This is a genomic window from uncultured Oscillibacter sp. (assembly GCF_910587525.1).
In the GTDB taxonomy this organism is placed as follows: Bacteria; Bacillota; Clostridia; order Oscillospirales; family Oscillospiraceae; genus Oscillibacter.
In genome coordinates this window covers 1-17,305 of the sequence record NZ_CAJULS010000038.1, presented here as the reverse complement: position 1 = coordinate 17,305, position 17,305 = coordinate 1, and the positions used below count along the sequence as shown (strand labels likewise).

At 64.6% G+C, this 17,305-nt stretch carries 15 protein-coding genes; 11 read left to right on the top strand and 4 right to left on the bottom strand.

The annotated features are described in order from the left end of the window. The 4 genes from QZ326_RS05405 to QZ326_RS05390 all read right to left on the bottom strand — a co-directional run. Positions 1-1,075, bottom strand: a 1,075-nt coding sequence (locus tag QZ326_RS05405; RefSeq protein ID WP_295742264.1) for an amidophosphoribosyltransferase, incomplete at its 3' end; no start/stop codon positions are given. After that, the gene (purC, locus tag QZ326_RS05400) at positions 1,075-1,788 is read right to left on the bottom strand and encodes a phosphoribosylaminoimidazolesuccinocarboxamide synthase (protein ID WP_295742261.1); all 714 of its coding nucleotides are present in this window, start codon (positions 1,786-1,788) and stop codon (positions 1,075-1,077) included. The genes QZ326_RS05405 and purC, both read right to left, overlap by 1 nt. A gap of 168 nt (positions 1,789-1,956) precedes the next feature. Continuing rightward, a complete protein-coding gene (purE, locus tag QZ326_RS05395) occupies positions 1,957-2,448 on the bottom strand; it encodes a 5-(carboxyamino)imidazole ribonucleotide mutase (protein ID WP_295742259.1) in 492 nt (163 codons plus the stop codon). A gap of 24 nt (positions 2,449-2,472) precedes the next feature. Then, the gene (locus QZ326_RS05390) at positions 2,473-3,198 is read right to left on the bottom strand and encodes a GntR family transcriptional regulator (RefSeq protein ID WP_295742256.1); all 726 of its coding nucleotides are present in this window, start codon (positions 3,196-3,198) and stop codon (positions 2,473-2,475) included. Positions 3,199-3,462: 264 nt separating this feature from the next. On the opposite strand from QZ326_RS05390, the gene QZ326_RS05385 reads away from it, so the two are divergent. The 11 genes from QZ326_RS05385 to QZ326_RS05335 all read left to right on the top strand — a co-directional run bounded on the left by QZ326_RS05385 (position 3,463) and on the right by QZ326_RS05335 (position 16,940). Further along, positions 3,463-4,518 carry a D-alanine--D-alanine ligase gene (locus QZ326_RS05385; RefSeq protein ID WP_295742253.1) on the top strand — a complete coding sequence of 352 codons (1,056 nt, stop codon included), beginning with the start codon at positions 3,463-3,465 and terminating at the stop codon, positions 4,516-4,518. Positions 4,519-4,522: 4 nt separating this feature from the next. Next, positions 4,523-5,896 carry a UDP-N-acetylmuramoyl-tripeptide--D-alanyl-D-alanine ligase gene (murF, locus tag QZ326_RS05380; RefSeq protein WP_295742250.1) on the top strand — a complete coding sequence of 458 codons (1,374 nt, stop codon included), beginning with the start codon at positions 4,523-4,525 and terminating at the stop codon, positions 5,894-5,896. After that, on the top strand, positions 5,889-7,790 hold the full coding sequence (gene abc-f / locus QZ326_RS05375; RefSeq protein WP_295742246.1) for a ribosomal protection-like ABC-F family protein: 1,902 nt from the start codon (positions 5,889-5,891) through the stop codon (positions 7,788-7,790). The genes murF and abc-f overlap by 8 nt, the downstream gene beginning before the upstream one ends. Positions 7,791-8,028: 238 nt before the next feature. Then, the gene (locus QZ326_RS05370) at positions 8,029-8,790 is read left to right on the top strand and encodes a YdcF family protein (protein WP_295742241.1); all 762 of its coding nucleotides are present in this window, start codon (positions 8,029-8,031) and stop codon (positions 8,788-8,790) included. A gap of 110 nt (positions 8,791-8,900) precedes the next feature. Further along, entirely contained in the window at positions 8,901-9,398 is a 498-nt protein-coding gene (locus tag QZ326_RS05365; protein ID WP_295742237.1) for a hypothetical protein, read from the top strand. Positions 9,399-9,443: 45 nt separating this feature from the next. Next, positions 9,444-10,508 (top strand): peptide chain release factor 1, encoded by a 1,065-nt coding sequence (gene prfA, locus QZ326_RS05360; protein ID WP_295742235.1) that lies wholly within the window; start codon positions 9,444-9,446, stop codon positions 10,506-10,508. A 76-nt stretch (positions 10,509-10,584) separates the two neighbouring features. After that, positions 10,585-12,255, top strand: a complete 1,671-nt coding sequence (locus QZ326_RS05355) for an L-threonylcarbamoyladenylate synthase (protein ID WP_295742233.1) — start codon at positions 10,585-10,587, stop codon at positions 12,253-12,255. A gap of 42 nt (positions 12,256-12,297) precedes the next feature. Continuing rightward, on the top strand, positions 12,298-13,698 hold the full coding sequence (locus QZ326_RS05350) for an aminopeptidase (protein ID WP_295742231.1): 1,401 nt from the start codon (positions 12,298-12,300) through the stop codon (positions 13,696-13,698). A 205-nt stretch (positions 13,699-13,903) separates the two neighbouring features. Then, positions 13,904-14,344, top strand: a complete 441-nt coding sequence (locus QZ326_RS05345; RefSeq protein WP_295742228.1) for an ACT domain-containing protein — start codon at positions 13,904-13,906, stop codon at positions 14,342-14,344. A 58-nt stretch (positions 14,345-14,402) separates the two neighbouring features. Next, on the top strand, positions 14,403-15,593 hold the full coding sequence (locus QZ326_RS05340; protein ID WP_295742225.1) for a homoserine dehydrogenase: 1,191 nt from the start codon (positions 14,403-14,405) through the stop codon (positions 15,591-15,593). A 135-nt stretch (positions 15,594-15,728) separates the two neighbouring features. Beyond that, the gene (locus tag QZ326_RS05335; RefSeq protein WP_295742222.1) at positions 15,729-16,940 is read left to right on the top strand and encodes an aspartate kinase; all 1,212 of its coding nucleotides are present in this window, start codon (positions 15,729-15,731) and stop codon (positions 16,938-16,940) included. Positions 16,941-17,305: the final 365 nt, after the last annotated feature.

Sequence of the window (17,305 nt, the reverse complement as noted above, 5' to 3'; positions counted from 1 at the left end):
GCTGGGTGCCCCGGACGATGGAATCGTCCACAAAGAGCAGCTTTTTGCCCTGGATCAGCTCGGGGACAGGGATCTGCTTCATCTTGGCCACCTGGTTGCGCACATCCTGATTGGCGGGCATGAAGGACCGGGGCCAGGTGGGGGTGTACTTCACAAAGGGGCGGGCGAACTCCATGCGGCTCTCATTGGCGTAGCCGATGGCGTGGGGCACGCCGGAGTCCGGTACGCCGGCCACGTAGTCCACCGCGGGCAGTGACCCCCGGCGGCGCTCCTCCCGGGCCATGACGGCGCCGTTGCGGCAGCGCATGACCTCCACGTTGACCCCCTCGTAGTTGGAATTGGGATAGCCGTAGTAGGTCCACAAAAAGGCGCAGATCTTCATCTGCTCCCCTGGGGGGGAGAGGGTCTCATATCCGCCGGGGCGGATGCGGACGACCTCCCGGGGGCCCAGCTCGTAGTCCACCTCGTAGCCGATCTTGTGGCAGGCGAAGGACTCGAAGGAGACGCAGTGCCCCTGGCGGTTTTTGCCGATGAGCACCGGCAGCCGGCCCATCCGGTCCCGGGCGGCGATGATCTCGCCCTCCTCGGTGAGAATCAGCAGGGTGAGGGAGCCGTCGATGATCTCCTGGGCGTGGAGAATGCCGGAGACCAGGTCGTCTTTCTGGTTGATGAGGGCGGCGGCCAGCTCCGTGGAGTTGACTTTGCCGCTGCTCATCGCCATGAACTGGTGGCCGTGGTCGGAGAAACAGCGGTCCACCAGGGCGCCAGCGTTGTTGATAATGCCCACGGTGGTGATGGCGTACAGCCCCAGGTGGGACCGCACCAGCAGGGGCTGGGGGTCCGTGTCGCTGATGCAGCCGATGCCGGCGCACCCCCGAAAGTCCGCCAGGTCCTTTTCAAACTTGGTGCGGAAGGGGGTGTTTTCGATGGAGTGGATCTGCCGCTGGAAGCCCTCCTCCCGGTCGTAGAGGATCATGCCGCCCCGGCGGGTGCCCAGGTGGGAGTGGTAATCCACGCCGAAGAAGATATCCAGCGTTACGTCCCGCTGCGAGACGGCGCCGAAGAAGCCGCCCATCAGAGGGCCTCCGTCATGCGGCGCATGACCTCGGCGTAGGCGTCCTCCACGCCGCCCAGATCCCGGCGGAAGCGGTCCTTGTCCAGCTTCTCGCGGGTCTTGCTGTCCCACAGGCGGCAGGTGTCGGGGCTGATTTCGTCGGCCAGGACAATGGTTCCGTCCGCCAGGCGGCCGAACTCCAGCTTGAAGTCCACCAGCGTCACGCCGCAGGAGGACCAGAAGTCTTTGAGGAAGTTGTTTACGGCGAAGGCGTACTTTTTGATGGTCTCGATCTCCTCCGGCGTGGCCAGCTTCAGCGCCAGAGCGTGGTATGTATTGAGCAGGGGGTCGCCCAGCTCGTCGCACTTGTAGGAGAACTCGATGGTGGGCGCGTCAAAGACGATGCCCTCCTCCACGCCGTAGCGCTTGGCAAAGGACCCGGCGGAGATGTTGCGGATAATGACCTCCAGGGGCACGATGGAGACCTTCTTCACAACCGTCTCCCGCTCGCTGAGCTCCTGAACGAAGTGGGTGGGGATACCGGCTTTCTCCAGCTTGGCCATGAGGCGGTTGCTCATCTGGTTGTTGATGACGCCCTTGCCAGCGATGGTGCCCTTTTTGGCGCCGTTGAAGGCGGTGGCGTCATCCTTGTAATCTACAATGACCAGATTGGGGTCGCCGGTGGCGTAGACCTTTTTGGCCTTGCCCTCGTAGAGCTGCTCCAGTTTCTGCATGGTAATGACCTCCATCATTGTTATGGTTATATTTTAACATTCCAAATGTTTGGGGATTGGGGGAGGCCGCCGCGGGAGGGGACGGGGGTGCACGGCTTCGCCACGCGGGATGCACCAGCCATCATCATAGCTGAATCCCGCCTCCGCGGCGCCAGCCGCGCACAGCTCTCACTCCTCCGCCTGCAAGGCGGCGTCCTTCCGCATGACCTGCTCCTCCATCTCCGCCCTGGCACCAGCCAGCTTCTCCGCCAGAGCCTCGTCGGAGACGGCCAGAATCTGCGCCGCCAGCACGGCGGCATTCTTGGCCCCGTTGATGGCCACAGTGGCCACGGGAATGCCGCTTGGCATCTGCACAGTGGCCAAAAGTGCGTCCAGTCCGTCCATGGCGCCCCCCTTCATGGGGATGCCAATGACGGGCAGGACGGTGTTGGCGGCAAAGGCCCCCGCCAGATGGGCCGCCATGCCGGCGGCGCAGATGATGACGCCAAAGCCCTTCTCCCGGGCGGCTTTGGCAAACTCTGCTGCGGCGGCGGGGGTGCGGTGGGCGCTGAGAATATGGGCCTCGCAGGGGATGCCGAATTCCTTCAGCTGGGCGCAGGCGCCCTTGACCACGGGCCAGTCGGAATCCGAGCCCATGATGACCGCGACTTTCTTCTGCATTACAATACGCCTCCTTTTTGGTGGTCACAGCTTCTTCCGCATGACCGCGTGGCGGAAATACCCGTCTGCGAAGTACTCCATGGAGCAGAACACCGGGTTGCCGTCGATGTCGTAGTCCACCTCGTCCATGTTCAGCAGGGGTGTTCCCACGGGAATCCGGAAGATCTCCGCCAGGGCGGCGTCCGCCGCCACGGCCCGGATGTCCGCCAGGTCCAGATAGGGGTATACGCCGCAGAACTCCTGGAGAAAGTGGAAGATGGGCTGCTTGAGGTCGCTCTCCGTGTATTCCGCCTGCACCAGGGACTTGTCCACCACGTCCTCGCAGTAGATGGCGGGGACGCCGTCGGCGGTGCACAGCCGGGTTACCCGGAGGATGGGCGCGCCCTCGCCGATGCGGAGCTGGGCGGCAATTTTTGCGTCCGCCTCGCCGTTGGACACCCGGACGTAGGCTACCTCCGCCCTGTGGCCGTTGCGGCGGATCATGTCCAGGAACTCCACCTCAATGTCCATGCGGGTGTGGACGTTCAGCACATGACGGTTGATGATGGTGCCCACGCCGTGCCGGCGGGTGATGAAGCCCTCCCGCTCCAGGGAGGCCAGGATGTCCCGCAGCTGGGTGCGGCTGATGCCCAGGGTCTCCGCCAGGACGCTCTCCCGGGGCAGACGTTCGCAGGCGGCGTAGATCCCGCTGCGCATATCGGACAGCAGCTGGGTGCGGATGGTTCTGTTCTGGGTCGGCTGGGTGCTCATTCCGCTCACCTCGATGTAAAATAGGTAATACCCTCTTGAAAGGTCATACCTATTGTACCGGATTTCCCGCCGTCCTGCAATAGACAAAACTGACAGTTTCCCGTCTTCTTTTTCCAAAAGACTTGTACGCCTGTGACCGGACCGACCGGAAAAGGCGGCATTTTTATGGTTGTATTCCCCGGATGTTTGTGTTAAACTGGATGGGATTATAATAGTATTGTTATGTGTGGAGCTGTCTGCTCCGGATTGAAAGGATGAGTGACGGTGAAGATCGTTGTGCTGGCCGGGGGCCTTTCCGCCGAGCGGGCGGTCTCCCTGGTGACGGGGTGCGGCGTATGCCGGGCCCTGCGGGAGAGGGGCCACCGGGCCATTTTTGCAGATATGTTTCTGGGGCTGGAGGCGCTGCCGGAGGACCCGGAGAGCCTCTTTGATGCGGCGGACGGCCTGTGCCCCGACGCGCGGATCGACCCCACGGCCCCGGATTTGGAGGCCGTCCGGCGGAGCCGGGGGGACCAGAGTCCCAGCCGCATCGGGCCCCACGTGTTGGAGCTGTGCCGGCTGGCGGACATGGTGTTTCTGGGCCTTCACGGCCAGGACGGGGAGGACGGCCGCATCCAGGCCGCCCTGGATCTTCTGGGCGTGCCGTACACCGGGTCCGGCTATCTGGCATCCGGCATCGCCATGGACAAGGCGGCGGCCAAGCGGATGATGGCCTCCGCCGGAATTCTCACGCCGGAGTGGCGTCTGCTGGCGTATACGGCGGAGGAGGCGCCGGGGCTTGCGGAGGAGCTGCCCATGCCCTGCGTGATCAAGGCCACCACCGGCGGGTCCTCCCTGGGCGTGTTCCTGCCGGAGAGCCGGGAGGCGCTGCGGCAGGCGCTGGTGCAGGTGCGGCAGTTCGGCGGCCAGGTGCTGTGGGAGGAGCGGATCCGCGGCCGGGAGCTGACGGTGCCTATCCTGGGAGACCGGGCCCTGCCCCCTATTGAGATTCTGCCGGCGGAAAAGGACTTTGACTACGCCGCCAAGTACCAGGCCGGGGGCGCCCGGGAGCTCTGTCCCGCCCCCATCACCGCGGAAGAGGCGGCGCTGGTGCAGACGCAGGCGCTGAAGGTACATAGGGCCCTGGGGCTGGAGGTCTACTCCCGGGCCGACTTTATTCTGGACGGCCAGGGACGGGCTTGGTGCCTGGAGGTGAACTCCCTGCCGGGGATGACTCCGGGCAGCCTGATTCCAAAGGCGGCAAAGGCTGTGGGGATTGCCTACCCCGACCTGTGCGAGGAGATCGTGCAGCGGTCCTACCACTTGAAGAGGAGAGATTGAGCCTATGCAGCCCATGACTGTTCAGGAGATCGCCGCCGCCGTGGGAGGCGTGTGGAGAAATCCCCGGGCGGACGCGCCCGCTGTCTCCGCTGTGTCTACGGACAGCAGAAAGATCCAGCCGGGCTGTCTCTTCCTGCCCTGGGTGGGGGAGAAGTTTGACGGGCACGATTTTATAGAGGGGGCCCTGGCCTCCGGCGCGGCAGGGTGCATCTGCGCCCGATTGCCGGCGGCGCTGCGGCCCGACAAGTTCTATATTGAGGTGCCGGACACGCGCCTGGCCCTGCGGGCCTTGGCATCGGCCTGCCGGGACAAGTTCCCCATCCCCTTCGTTCAGATCACAGGCAGCGTGGGGAAGACCACCACCAAGGAGATGATCTCCGCGGTGCTGGGGGCCCGTCTGCGGGTCTACAAGACGCCGGGGAACTTTAACAACGACATCGGCACGCCCCTGACGCTGCTGGGCCTTGCCCCGGAGCACCAGGCGGCGGTGATTGAGACGGGTATGAACCACTTCGGGGAGATCCGCTACCTGGGGGAGATGGTGCGGCCGGATATCGCCGTTATCTCCAACATCGGAGACGCCCACGTGGAGTTTCTGGGGAGCCGGGAGGGAATTCTTCAGGCTAAGTGCGAGATATTGGAGAATCTGAAGCCGGGGGGGCTGCTGGTCCTCAACGGGGACGACGCCCTGCTGGACACGGTTCAGACCTCCTTCCGCACCGTGCGCTGCGGCCAGTCAGAGCACTGTCAGGCCCGGATCACGGAGCTCATTGACCACGGCGTGGAGGGCATCACCTGCACTGTGACCACAGAAAAGGACGTCTACCGCCTGTCCATCCCCGCCCCGGGAGAGCACATGGCCTACTCCGCCTCCATGGCGGTGGCTGTGGCCGAGGAGCTGGGCCTGAGCCGGGAGGAGATCATCAGGGGCGTGGGGGGCTACGAGCCCGCCGGGTCCCGGATGCAGGTGGTGCGCCTGCCGGACAGGCGGCTGATCCTGGACGACTGCTACAACGCAAACCCCCAGTCCGTCACGGCGGCGCTGGAGGTGCTGGCAAAGACCGAGTGCGGCCGGAAGGTGGCCGTGCTGGGGGACATGGGGGAGCTGGGGAGCCTGACGGATCAGGCCCACTACAACGTGGGCGCCCTGGCGGCCATGCTGGGGATGGACTTCATGATCGCCATCGGCGGGAAGGCTGTCCGCATCGCCGACGGCGCCGCGGAGAGCGGAGGAACCGTTCTGCACTTTTCCACAAAAGAGGAGGCTCTGCCGGAGCTGCTGGAGCAGCTGGGGCCGGACACGGCCGTGCTGGTGAAGGCGTCCCACGCCATGCACTTTGAGTGGCTGGTGGAGCAGTTGAAAGAGGCTTATGATTGAGATACAAGTGAACTCCCTGGTCAAGTCCTTTGAGGTGGGGCACAATGTTCTGGACGGCCTGACCTTCCAGATTGACCAAGGGGAGCGGGTGGGCCTGCTGGGTAAAAACGGCGCGGGCAAGACCACCCTCTTTAAGATATTGACCGGGGAGCTGGACTATGACGAGGGCCAGGTCGCCCTGGGCCAGGGCCGCCGGGTGGGCCTCATCTCCCAGATCCCGGTTTACCCCCCGGGCCACACCGTGGAGGACGTGCTGCGCTCCGCCTTCGGACGGCTTACGAAGCTGGCGGAGGAGATGGAGACCCTGACGGCGCGGATGGCAGCGGGGGAGACGGACCCGGCGCTGCTGCGGCGGTACGGGGCCCTGAGCGAGCGGTTTGAGGTCTTCGGCGGCTACGACACGGACGTGGCCGTGAACAAGATCGCCAACGGCCTCTCCATCTCCCCGGAGATGCGGAGCCAGCTCTTTGACAGTCTCTCCGGCGGGGAGAAGACCCGGGTGAACCTGGGCCGCCTGATTCTGGAGGACACGGATATTCTGCTGCTGGACGAGCCCACCAACCACCTGGACCTCCACGCCACGGAGTGGTTGGAGGAGTATATCCGGGGGTTCCGGGGCACCGTGGTGGCCATCTCCCACGACCGGTACTTCCTGGACCGGGTGGTGACCCGGGTCATTGAGATTCAGGAGGGTAAGGCGGAGTTTTACAGCGGGAACTACAGCTTCTACGCCGTGGAAAAAGAGCGCCGCTACCAGGAGCGCATGAAGCAGTACCAGAAAGAGCAGGCCAAGATCCAGCAACTGGAGAAAGCGGCGGAGCAGCTGCGCCTCTGGGCCTTCATGGGCATGGACAAGACCTACCGCCGGGCCGTCAACATCGAGCGGCGCATCGAGCGGATGCGCACCACGGCAAAGCCCACAAAGGCCAAAAAGATGGACGCCCGCTTCACCGCCGCGGAGTTCCACGGCGACGAGGTGCTGGGCATCCGGGGCCTTGCCAAGGCCTACGGGGACAAGCGCCTCTTTGAGGGCATCACATTAAAGGTGGAGGGGGGCGAGCGCATCGCCCTCATCGGCGACAACGGCACCGGAAAGTCCACCTTGATTAAGATGATCGTGGGGGAGCTGTACCCGGACGGTGGGCGCATCCGGACAGGCCCCCAGGTGAAGCTGGCCTACCTGCCCCAGATCATTCATTTCGACCATCCGGACTGGAACCTGGTGGAGAACATGATGGCGGCCAAGCGGGGCCTCTCGGCCCAGTCCGCCCGGAACCGGCTGGCGGCCTATGAGTTCCAGGGGGAGGACGTGTTCAAGCCGGTGTCCGTGCTCTCCGGCGGGGAGCAGAGCCGCCTGCGGCTGTGTATGCTGATGGACGGCGAGATCAACTTTCTGATTCTGGACGAGCCCACCAACCACCTGGACATCGCCTCCCGGGAGTGGATTGAGGAGGCGGTGGAGGCTTATGACGGGACGCTGCTGTTCGTCAGCCACGACCGGTACTTCATCAACCGCTTCGCCACCCGCATCTGGGAGCTGGCGGAGGGGACCATCACGGATTACCCCATGGGCTTTGCCCAGTACCGCCAGGAGAAGGCACGGGAGGAGGCGGAGCGGGCGGAGCCCGTAAAGCCCGCGCCGGAGAAAAAGGCGGCGGAGCGCCCCGTCCGGGGCAACCGGGCCCAGCAGAACGCCCGGCGGCAGCTGACCATCTGCGAGCGGGATATCGCCAGGGCGGAGGAGGAGATCGCCGCCCTGGAGCGGGACATGGAGGCCGCCGCCTGCGACTATGAGAAGCTGACGGCGCTGACGGCGGAGCGGGAGACGGCCCAGGCGGAGCTGGATGCACTGTATGAGAAGTGGGAGCAGCTCAGCGAAGAGGCCGGGGAGTAAAGCGTTAAAAGTTTCGTCCACCTTTTCATCGCCGGAAGAAACGCCGCTCTGCTGCGCTTCCTCCTGCGGAGAAAGCTCTGTCCGCTCTGTTCCTTCCTCCTTTCCCCACGCGGCGGGGTTCCAGGGGCAGAGCCCCAGTACCATCGGGGAGAGGCGGGGCAAAGCCGGTGCCTCTCCCGGAGCATCAAAATAGAAAGAACCGACAAAAGACGATAGAGAGACTGTAAATAGAAGAACCATGAAGAAAAAAACACAATCGATTCTCATCGCGCTCCTGCTCCTCCTGGGCCTTGCCCTCGTTGTGATTCCCAACGGGATGCGCTTCACCGGCTTTCTGTTTTTGGGGGCCGCCGCCCTGTGGGTCACCGGCCTCCTGCTGCGCCGCTGGGCAAAGACCTGCCGCCCCGCCCTCTGGCTCTACCGCCTCTTCCTCGCCGGTACGGCCCTGGTGCTGGTCCTGCTGGTCTCCATTGAGACCGTCGTGGTCTTTCGGGGGGAGGCGGACAACTCCGCCGTCCCCGTGGATGCGGTCATCGTCCTGGGGGCCGGGGTCAACGGCGAGACGCCCTCGGCGGCGCTGTGGAGCCGCATCCGGGCGTCGGCGGACTATCTGGAGAAGCACCCGGATGTGCCGGTGGTGCTCTCCGGCGGCCAGGGCCCCGGGGAGGCTGTCACGGAGGCGGAGGCCATGCGCCGGGCGCTGTGGACCAACAGCGAATCGCGGAACGCCCGCTATCTTCTGGAGGACCGCTCCACCAGCACGGCGGAGAACTTCCGGTTTTCCAAAGAGATTCTGGAGGATTACGGGATTGACACACAGACGGCGGTGATCGCCGTGGTGACCAACGACTTCCACTGCTTCCGCGCCCACCTGATCGCCCAGCGGCAGGGCCTTCACATCGTAGACGTCCCGGCGGAGCTGCCCTGGTGGTGGCTCACAGCCAACTACTACGTCCGGGAGGCCTTCGCGGTGGTGAAGACGGCCCTTTTCGACTGGTAGACATTTGCGGCGAAATTCAACAATACCGCCCCCGGCGGCCGTTTGCCGCTTGAGGATACGGCGGTCCGCTGACCGAACTTTTGCAGATTGCATAGATTAGGAGAACGAGCATGGCCTGGAACAACGTGTTATGTATGTATTACTCCCGGACGGGCAATACCAAACGTGCCATGGAGGAGATCGCCAGGGCTCTGGACGCGGAGCTGGTGGAGCTGGAGGACGGCGTGGACCGCAGCGGCGCCAAGGGGTGGCTGCGCAGCGGGCTGGACGCCGTGCGGCGCAGCAGTCCCAAGGTGAAGTACAAGAGCAAGTGGCCCCTTTCGGACTACCGGCTGGTGATCGTGGGCACGCCGGTGTGGGCCGGGCGGTGCAGCGCCCCGGTGCGGGGATTTTTGAAGCAGAACGGCAGGGATATCCGCAATGCCTCCTACGTCATTACCCGGGGCAGCGAGGATAAGAACGAGGACGTCTTTCAGCAGATGGATCTCTACGCCCCCTGCGGCCACCGGACGGCGGCGTCATTGCGCGTCGGCTCCGTGGGCTACGAGTTCTGGCAGGAGGAGTTTCTGCGCCAGACCCAGGAATTTTTGAAGGAGGGCCGGTGGTAGCGTCTTTCCCTCTTTGTGAGATTTTGAGGAGAGGAGCGTGCGCCGATGCTGAAAAAACTGAAAGGGCTGGCCCTGCGGCATGAGGATCTGGAGGCCCAGCTGGCGGACCCCGCCGTCTACGGCGACGCGGAGCGCCTGCGGGACATCAACCGGGAGCTGAAGGAGCTTGGGCCCGTGGTGGAGGCCTTTCGCCGCTGGGAGGCCGCCTCGGCCGCCCAGGAGGGGGCCGAGGCGCTGCTCCACGACCCGGAGCTGCGGGATCTGGCCCAGGAGGAGCTGGCCGCCGCTAGGGAGGAGTGCCGGCGGCTGGAAGAGGAGCTGAAAATTCTGCTCCTGCCCAGGGACCCCAACGACAGCCGGAATGTCATCATGGAGCTGCGGGGGGGCGTCGGCGGCGAGGAGAGCGCCCTGTTTGCCGCTTCGCTTTTGCGGATGTACACCATGTACGCCCAGAGCCGGGGCTGGCACACCGAGGTGGTCAGCCTGAACGAGACGGAGCTGGGAGGCGTAAAGGAGTGCAGCGTGCTCATCGAGGGCGGGGGCGCCTGGTCCCGGCTGAAATTTGAAAGTGGCGTCCACCGGGTTCAGCGGGTGCCGGAGACGGAGTCCGGCGGCCGGGTCCACACCAGCGCCGCCACCGTGGCGGTGCTGCCGGAGATGGAGGCCGTGGACGTGCACCTGGACGCCGCCGACGTGGAGATGCAGGTCTACCGGGCCTCCGGCGCCGGGGGACAGCACGTGAACAAGACCTCCTCCGCCGTGCGGCTGATCCACCGGCCTACGGGCACGGTGGTGGAGTGCCAGCAGGAGCGGAGCCAGTTCCAGAACCGGGAGAAGGCCATGCGCCTTTTGGCCTCCCGGCTGTACGAGGCCGAGCGGGAGCGGCAGGAGAGCGAGTATACCGCCGAGCGCCGCAGTCAGGTGGGCAGCGGCGACCGCAGCGAGCGCATCCGGACGTACAACTTCCCCCAGGGCCGGGTGACGGACCACCGCATCGGTCTGACGCTCTACAAGATCGACGCCGTCATGGACGGCGCGCTGGACGAGCTCATCGACGCGCTGGTCACCGCCGATCAGGCGGAGAAGCTCCGCCGCGGAGAGAACGGTTAAGGCCATTTTTCAAACAGGGCCTGAACACGGAGAAAACAGCGGGTGGAAACCCACTAGAGAGATAGAGGCGAAGAGTATGCATACGTTGTATTTTGACCTGCGGGACACGAAGGGACAGCAGAAGACCATTGAGGACAACATCTCCGCCGCCGCCCGGCTGCTGCGGGACGGAGCCCTGGTGGCCATTCCCACGGAGACGGTGTACGGCCTGGGGGCCAACGGCCTGGATGGGGGCGCTGTCCGGCGGATCTTTGAGGCCAAGGGACGGCCCCAGGACAACCCCCTGATTCTCCACCTCACCGGGGCCCAGTGGCTGCCCCGGTACTGCCGGGATATCCCTCCCATGGCCTATGTGCTGGCCCGGAAGTTCTGGCCCGGCCCCCTGACCATGATTTTAAAGCGCGGCGAGCTGGTGCCGGATGTGACCACCGCAGGGCTGGACACCGTGGCGGTCCGCTGCCCCAACCACCCGGTGACGCTGTCCATCCTCCGGGAGGCGGGAGTGCCGGTGGCAGCCCCCAGCGCCAATCTCTCCGGCCGGCCCAGCTGCACCAGCGCACAAGACGTGCTGGAGGACATGGACGGCAGGATCGAGGGCGTGGTGGACGGCGGACCCTGCGTGGTGGGCGTGGAGTCCACCATTCTGGACATGACCTGCGAGCCCCCCCGGCTGCTGCGCCCCGGCGGGCTGCCGCTGGAGGAGCTGGAGCGGCTCATCGGGCCCATCGCCATAGACAGGGTTGTCACCGGCCAGATGGCGGAGGGGGAGCGCCCCCGGGCCCCGGGTATGAAATACCGCCATTACGCCCCCAAGGCACCGGTGACGGTGGTCACCGGCGCGCCGGCCAAGTCTGCCCAGGAGATCAAGCGCCGGGCGGGCCCCACCACCGGCGTGATCTGCTTTGACGAGTATGTCCGCATGTTCCCGGACCAGGTGGTCCATCCCCTCGGCCCGGTGGAGGACAAGCTGATTCAGGCCCAGCGGGTGTTCGAGGCCCTGCGGGCCTTTGACGCCACCAAAGTAACGGAGATCTACACCCAGTGCCCCGACGGGCAGGGGCTGGGTCTGGCCGTGGCCAACCGGCTGAAAAAGGCAGCGGGCTTCCATGAGGTGGAGGCCGACAGTGAGAAGATCGTCCTGGGGCTCACCGGCGGCACCGGCGCGGGGAAGAGCAGCGCCCTGGCGGTGCTGCGGGAGCTGGGCGCCGTGGTGTTGGATTGCGATCAGGTCTACCATGAGATGCTGGCCAGGGACGAGGAAATGCAGAAGGACATCTCCAACGCCTTCCCCGGCGTGTTCCGGTCGGACGGCTCCCTGAACCGGGAGAAGCTGGGGCAGGAGGTCTTCATGAAGAAAGAGCAGCTGGAAAAGCTCAACGCCATCGTCTACCACTTCCTGGTGCCGGAGATCCAGCGGCGGCTGGACGAGGCGGGGGACAGCGTCTGCGCCATCGACGCAATCAACCTGCTGGAGAGCGGCCTGGACATCGTCTGCGACCGGACCGTGGCCATCACCTCTCCCACGGAGCTGCGGGTGCGGCGCATTATGGCCCGGGACAATATCACGGAGCGGTATGCCCGGATGCGGGTCACCGCCCAGAAGCCGGACGAATACTACCGGGGCAAGTGCAGCTGCGAACTCAGCAACGACGCCGACACCCCGGAGGAGTTCCAGAGAATGGCCCGGCGGTTTTTCGGGCGGCTGATCCGGGGCGTCCGGGAGGAGAAGCAGAATAAAAAGATCTGAGAGGTCAGATGCTATATCGATCATATCAAGAGGAGTGCCGAGATGGAAAATACAGAGTTCAAGGAATTGAAAAAGCAACTTTTGTCCACTAAGAAAAACGGCTATGACCGTCCCCTGGATCAGGCGGCCATGGAGGCCTACTGCGATGGGTACAAGGCCTTTTTAGATGCGGGCAAGACGGAGCGGCTTTGCGCCGCCGAGGTGATCCGCCTGGCGGAGGAGCGGGGCTACCGGCCCTATACCCGGGGCATGGCTCTGAGCGCGGGGGACAAGGTGTATCTCAGCAACCGGGGCAAGGCGGTGCTGCTGGCCTGCATCGGGGAGCGGTCCCTGGCGGAGGGCGCCCAGATTGCCGCCGCGCACATTGACTCCCCCCGTCTGGACCTGAAACCCAACCCCCTCTATGAGGACGCGGAGCTGGCCTACTTCAAGACCCACTACTACGGCGGCATCCGCAAGTACCAGTGGGTGACCATCCCCCTGGAGCTCCACGGCGTCGTGGCCCTGCGGGACGGGACCGCTGTGCAGGTGAATATCGGCGGCGATTCCGGGGACCCCCGGCTGGTCATCACGGACCTGCTGCCCCACCTGGGGGCGGAGCAGGCCAAAAAGCCCCTGGCCACGGCCATCCCCGCCGAGACGCTGAACCTGCTGCTGGGCAGCCGCCCCATCGGCGGCGAGGAGGACAGCGGCCGGGTGAAGCTGGCGGTGATGAAGCTGCTGAACGGCAAGTACGGCATCACGGAGGACGACTTCGCCTCCGCGGAGCTGGAGGCTGTGCCGGCGGTGAATGCCTGCGATATCGGCCTGGACCGCAGCATGATCGGCGCCTACGGCCACGACGACCGGGTGTGCGCCTACGCGGCCCTGCGGGCGCTGCTGGACCTGGAGCGGACCCCCGCCCGTACCGCCGTGTGCGTACTGGCGGACAAGGAGGAGATCGGCTCCGACGGCGTGACGGGAATGCAGTCTGCCGCCTTCGACACCTTTATGGAGGACCTGTGCGGGGCCCAGGGCGTGCCTGTCCGGGCCTGCTTTGAGAAGTCCTTCTGCCTCAGCGCCGACGTCACCGCCGCCTACGACCCGGACTACGCCGACGTGTACGAAAAGCGCAACGCCGCCTATCTCAACTACGGCGTGGGCCTTTGCAAGTACACCGGAGCCCGGGGCAAGTCCGGCGCCTCCGACGCCGACGCCGAGACCGTGGCCTATGTCCGGCAGGTCTTTGACAGCGCGGGCGTGGCCTGGCAGATCGCGGAGCTGGGCAAGGTGGACGCCGGCGGCGGCGGCACCGTGGCCATGTATATGGCCAACCGCAACATCACCACTCTGGATGCCGGCGTGCCGGTGCTGAGTATGCACGCCCCCTTTGAGACGGTGGCAAAGCTGGACTGCTGGGAGACCTACCGGGGCATGAAGGCCCTGTATGAATCTGAGAAGTGAGAGCTGACGGAAAACGCCGCGGGCCTGACGGCCCGCGGCGTTCACTGTCCCCAACTCTCGGCAATCTGCCCACCGTAAACGGACATTTCGGGGGAACTTTCCCTGTTTCCCACAAAGGAGTTTTCTCGGTTTTGGTTGCTTTGACGGAAGAATTGTGGTACGATAGTCGGGATAAACGGACAAATGACCGTAGGAGGCGGACGGAATGGGCAAGACCATCAAATACTACATCGTGGCCGCGGACGCGCTGCCGGAGATCTTTGTCAAAGTGGCGGAGGCCAAGCGGATGATGCAGGCCGGAGAGGCGGATACTGTGGGGGAGGCCACCCGCCTGGCGGGCATCAGCCGCAGCGCGTTCTACAAGTACAAGGACTCTGTGCGCCCCTTCAACGACATGAAGTCGGAGCATATCATCACCTTTCAGGCCATGCTGAAGGACTCTGCCGGCGTGCTCTCCCGGGTGCTGGCGGTGTTCGCCGCCTCCGGGGCCAACATTTTGACCATCAACCAGAGCATCCCCACCAACGGCTGCGCCGCCGTGACCATTTCCGCCGAGACCAGCGAGATGGCGGAGTCCCTGGAGCAGCTGGTGGCGGACGCGGGAAACGTGGACGGCGTGGTGAAATTCGAGATTCTGGCGGGGTAGCGCTGTATCTCCCGCTGGGGCGCGGAACCGGAAATGATAGATTAGAGAGGTTTTTTCAATGATACAGATTGCCATATTGGGGTTTGGCACCGTGGGCACCGGCGTTGCCAAGGTAGTGGCGGAGAACGCCCGGCAGATTGAGCGCAAGCTGGGGGAGCCGCTGCAGGTGAAGGCCATTTTGGTGCGGACCTTCCGGGACGGCCCCTTCCGCCAGCTGATGACCGGTGACTTTGCAAAAATTGAGGAGGACAGCGCCATCCGGGTGGTGGTGGAGGCCATCGGCGGCGTGGAGGCGGCCTATGAGTATACCAGGCGGGCCCTGAGCGCCGGAAAGCACGTGGTCACCGCCAACAAGCAGCTGGTGGCGGAGAGGGGTTGCGAGCTGCTGGCCCTGGCAAAGAAGAAAAATGTGAACTACCTCTTTGAGGCCAGCGTGGGCGGCGGCATCCCCATCCTGCATCCCCTGACCCAGTGCATGGCCGCCAACCGCATCGACGAGGTGTACGGTATTCTGAACGGCACCACAAACTATATCCTCACCCGCATGGTCCGCACCGGGGCCTTCTTCTCCGACGCCCTGCGGGAGGCCCAGGCCAAGGGTTACGCCGAGGCGGACCCCACCGCCGACGTGGAGGGCATTGACGCCGGGCGGAAGATCTGCATTCTGGCGGACCTGGCCTTTGGCCGCCAGGTGGACCCGGAGAAAGTACCCGTGGAGGGGATCTCCAAAATCTCCCTGCGGGATGTGAAGGTGGCCCAGCGGGCGGGCTACCGGGTGAAGCTGCTGGGCCGGGCGGTGCGGATGCCCGGCGGCGGGCGCACGGCTTACGTGGCCCCCCACCTGATCCCGGAGGACAACCCCCTGTCCGGAGTGGAGGACGTGTTCAACGCCGTGGTGCTCCGGGGCAACGCCACCGGGGAGGTCATGTTCTATGGCCGGGGGGCCGGGGAGATGCCCACCGCCTCCGCCTGCGTGGCGGATGTGATGGAGGCCCTCCAGGCCAGCCCCCGCCGGGAGGAGATCGGCTGGTCGGCGGAGACGGGGGGCTTTGAGGACCCGCTGGAGCTCCAGACCCGGTACTACTACCGCATCGAGGGCAGTCTGGCTGACGCGGCCATGGCCTTCGGCCAGGTGGAGGTCCTCTCCGAGGACGGCGAGACCGCCTTTTTGACAGACCCCATCACCGGGCTGGACGCCCGGCGGCAGTCCCGCTGCCTGAACGTGCTCTCCTGTATGCGGGTGCTGTGAATCTGTATTCTGCGGTTATGAATACAGGTTCCGGCCACTGCCAGGGCCGGGCGGAACGCGTATAATGGAACAGGCGGGAGAGCGCTCTCCCGCGTACATCCATGACGACTTCGAGGTAAAGAAGGAAACACAGCTATGAGTTTGATTGTGCAGAAATTCGGCGGCAGCTCCGTCCGGGATGCCCAGCGGCTGCGGAACGTGGCGGGCATCATCGCGGAGACCTATCTGGAGGGCAACGACGTGATCGTGGTCCTCTCCGCCCAGGGAGATACCACCGACGACCTGATCGCCAAGGCGGAGGAGATCAATCCCCATGCCTCCAAGCGGGAGATGGATATGCTCCTCTCCACCGGAGAACAGATCTCCGTGGCCCTGTGCGCCATGGCCCTGGAGAGCATGGGCCTGCCCTGCGTGTCCCTGGCGGCGTGGCAGGTGGGCATCCAGTCCACCACCGTCCACTCCGACGCCCGCATCAAGAAGATCGACTCCGAGCGCATTCAGTCGGAGCTGGACCAGCACCGCATTGTGATCGTCACCGGCTTCCAGGGCGTGGACCGCAACGGCGACGTTACCACCCTGGGCCGGGGCGGGTCCGATACCAGCGCCGTGGCCCTGGCGGCGGCCTTCCGGGCGGACCTGTGCCAGATCTACACCGACGTGGACGGCGTGTACACCACGGACCCCCGCCTGGTTCCCACGGCCCGGAAGCTGGAGGAAATCACCTATGACGAGATGCTGGAGCTGGCGTCTCAGGGGGCCCAGGTGCTCCACAACCGCAGCGTGGAGCTGGCCAAGAAGTTCAGAGTGAATTTGGAAGTGTTGTCGAGCCTGGAGCGCAAGCCCGGCACGAAAGTTAAGGAGGTCGCAAAAGTGGAGAAAACCAACATTGCCGGCGTGGCGAAGGATACCAGCATCGCCCGCATTGCCCTCATTGGCCTGGAGCACAACCCCGGCGTCGCCTTCCAGGTCTTTGACCTTTTGAGCAAGCACAACATCAATGTGGACGTGATCCTCCAGTCCATCGGCCGGGAGGAGACCAAGGACATCACCTTTACCCTCCACCGGAAGGACCTGACGGAGGCGGAGGACATCCTCAACGAGCACAAGGCCGCGCTGCGGTTCGACCACATTGAGACGGACGCCGGCATCGGCAAGGTGTCCATCGTGGGAGTGGGGCTCATCAGCAACTGCGGCGTGGCCGCCAAGATGTTCGAGGCGCTCTATGAGGCGGGGATCAATATCCAGATGATCAACACCTCGGAGATTCGGGTGTCCGTCCTTCTGGACGAGGAGGATGTGAACCGGGCTGTGAAGGCGATTCACGCCAAGTTCTTCGACGAGATTTGATTTTTGCCCGCTGGCCAAGGGGGGCTGTTCGCCCGCCTTGCGGCGGGGGCGGGAGATTCAGCCATGAGGATGGCTGGTGCATTTGCACCCCCCATTTTCTTTTTTCTCCGCTTGTGGAGAAAAAAGAAAACGGGCCGTGCACGGTCCTCGTCGGAAGAAACTCCGCCGCTGCATTTCCGGCTGACGCCGAAAATTCCGCTCAAGCTCCGTTCCTTCCTCCTCTCCCCACCGGACCCGCTTCGCTGGGCTCCGGCGGGGCCCTGATTAAGAGAACGCCAGGGACGAATTTGACTGCGGGGGTCAAATTCGCCCAAAATACGGGGGTTGTTCTCAGACGGTGCCCGGAAATTTGGCAGTCTCAATCC

Bases quoted from the DNA above. Each gene is read 5' to 3' on its own strand.
- purC (WP_295742261.1), bottom strand. From the start codon at position 1,788: ATGCAGAAACTGGAGCAGCTCTACGAGGGCAAGGCCAAAAAGGTCTAC.
- purE (WP_295742259.1), bottom strand. From the start codon at position 2,448: ATGCAGAAGAAAGTCGCGGTCATCATGGGCTCGGATTCCGACTGGCCC.
- QZ326_RS05390 (WP_295742256.1), bottom strand. From the start codon at position 3,198: ATGAGCACCCAGCCGACCCAGAACAGAACCATCCGCACCCAGCTGCTG.
- murF (WP_295742250.1), top strand. From the start codon at position 4,523: ATGCAGCCCATGACTGTTCAGGAGATCGCCGCCGCCGTGGGAGGCGTG.
- abc-f (WP_295742246.1), top strand. From the start codon at position 5,889: ATGATTGAGATACAAGTGAACTCCCTGGTCAAGTCCTTTGAGGTGGGG.
- QZ326_RS05370 (WP_295742241.1), top strand. From the start codon at position 8,029: ATGAAGAAAAAAACACAATCGATTCTCATCGCGCTCCTGCTCCTCCTG.
- QZ326_RS05365 (WP_295742237.1), top strand. From the start codon at position 8,901: ATGGCCTGGAACAACGTGTTATGTATGTATTACTCCCGGACGGGCAAT.
- prfA (WP_295742235.1), top strand. From the start codon at position 9,444: ATGCTGAAAAAACTGAAAGGGCTGGCCCTGCGGCATGAGGATCTGGAG.
- QZ326_RS05355 (WP_295742233.1), top strand. From the start codon at position 10,585: ATGCATACGTTGTATTTTGACCTGCGGGACACGAAGGGACAGCAGAAG.
- QZ326_RS05350 (WP_295742231.1), top strand. From the start codon at position 12,298: ATGGAAAATACAGAGTTCAAGGAATTGAAAAAGCAACTTTTGTCCACT.
- QZ326_RS05345 (WP_295742228.1), top strand. From the start codon at position 13,904: ATGGGCAAGACCATCAAATACTACATCGTGGCCGCGGACGCGCTGCCG.
- QZ326_RS05340 (WP_295742225.1), top strand. From the start codon at position 14,403: ATGATACAGATTGCCATATTGGGGTTTGGCACCGTGGGCACCGGCGTT.
- QZ326_RS05335 (WP_295742222.1), top strand. From the start codon at position 15,729: ATGAGTTTGATTGTGCAGAAATTCGGCGGCAGCTCCGTCCGGGATGCC.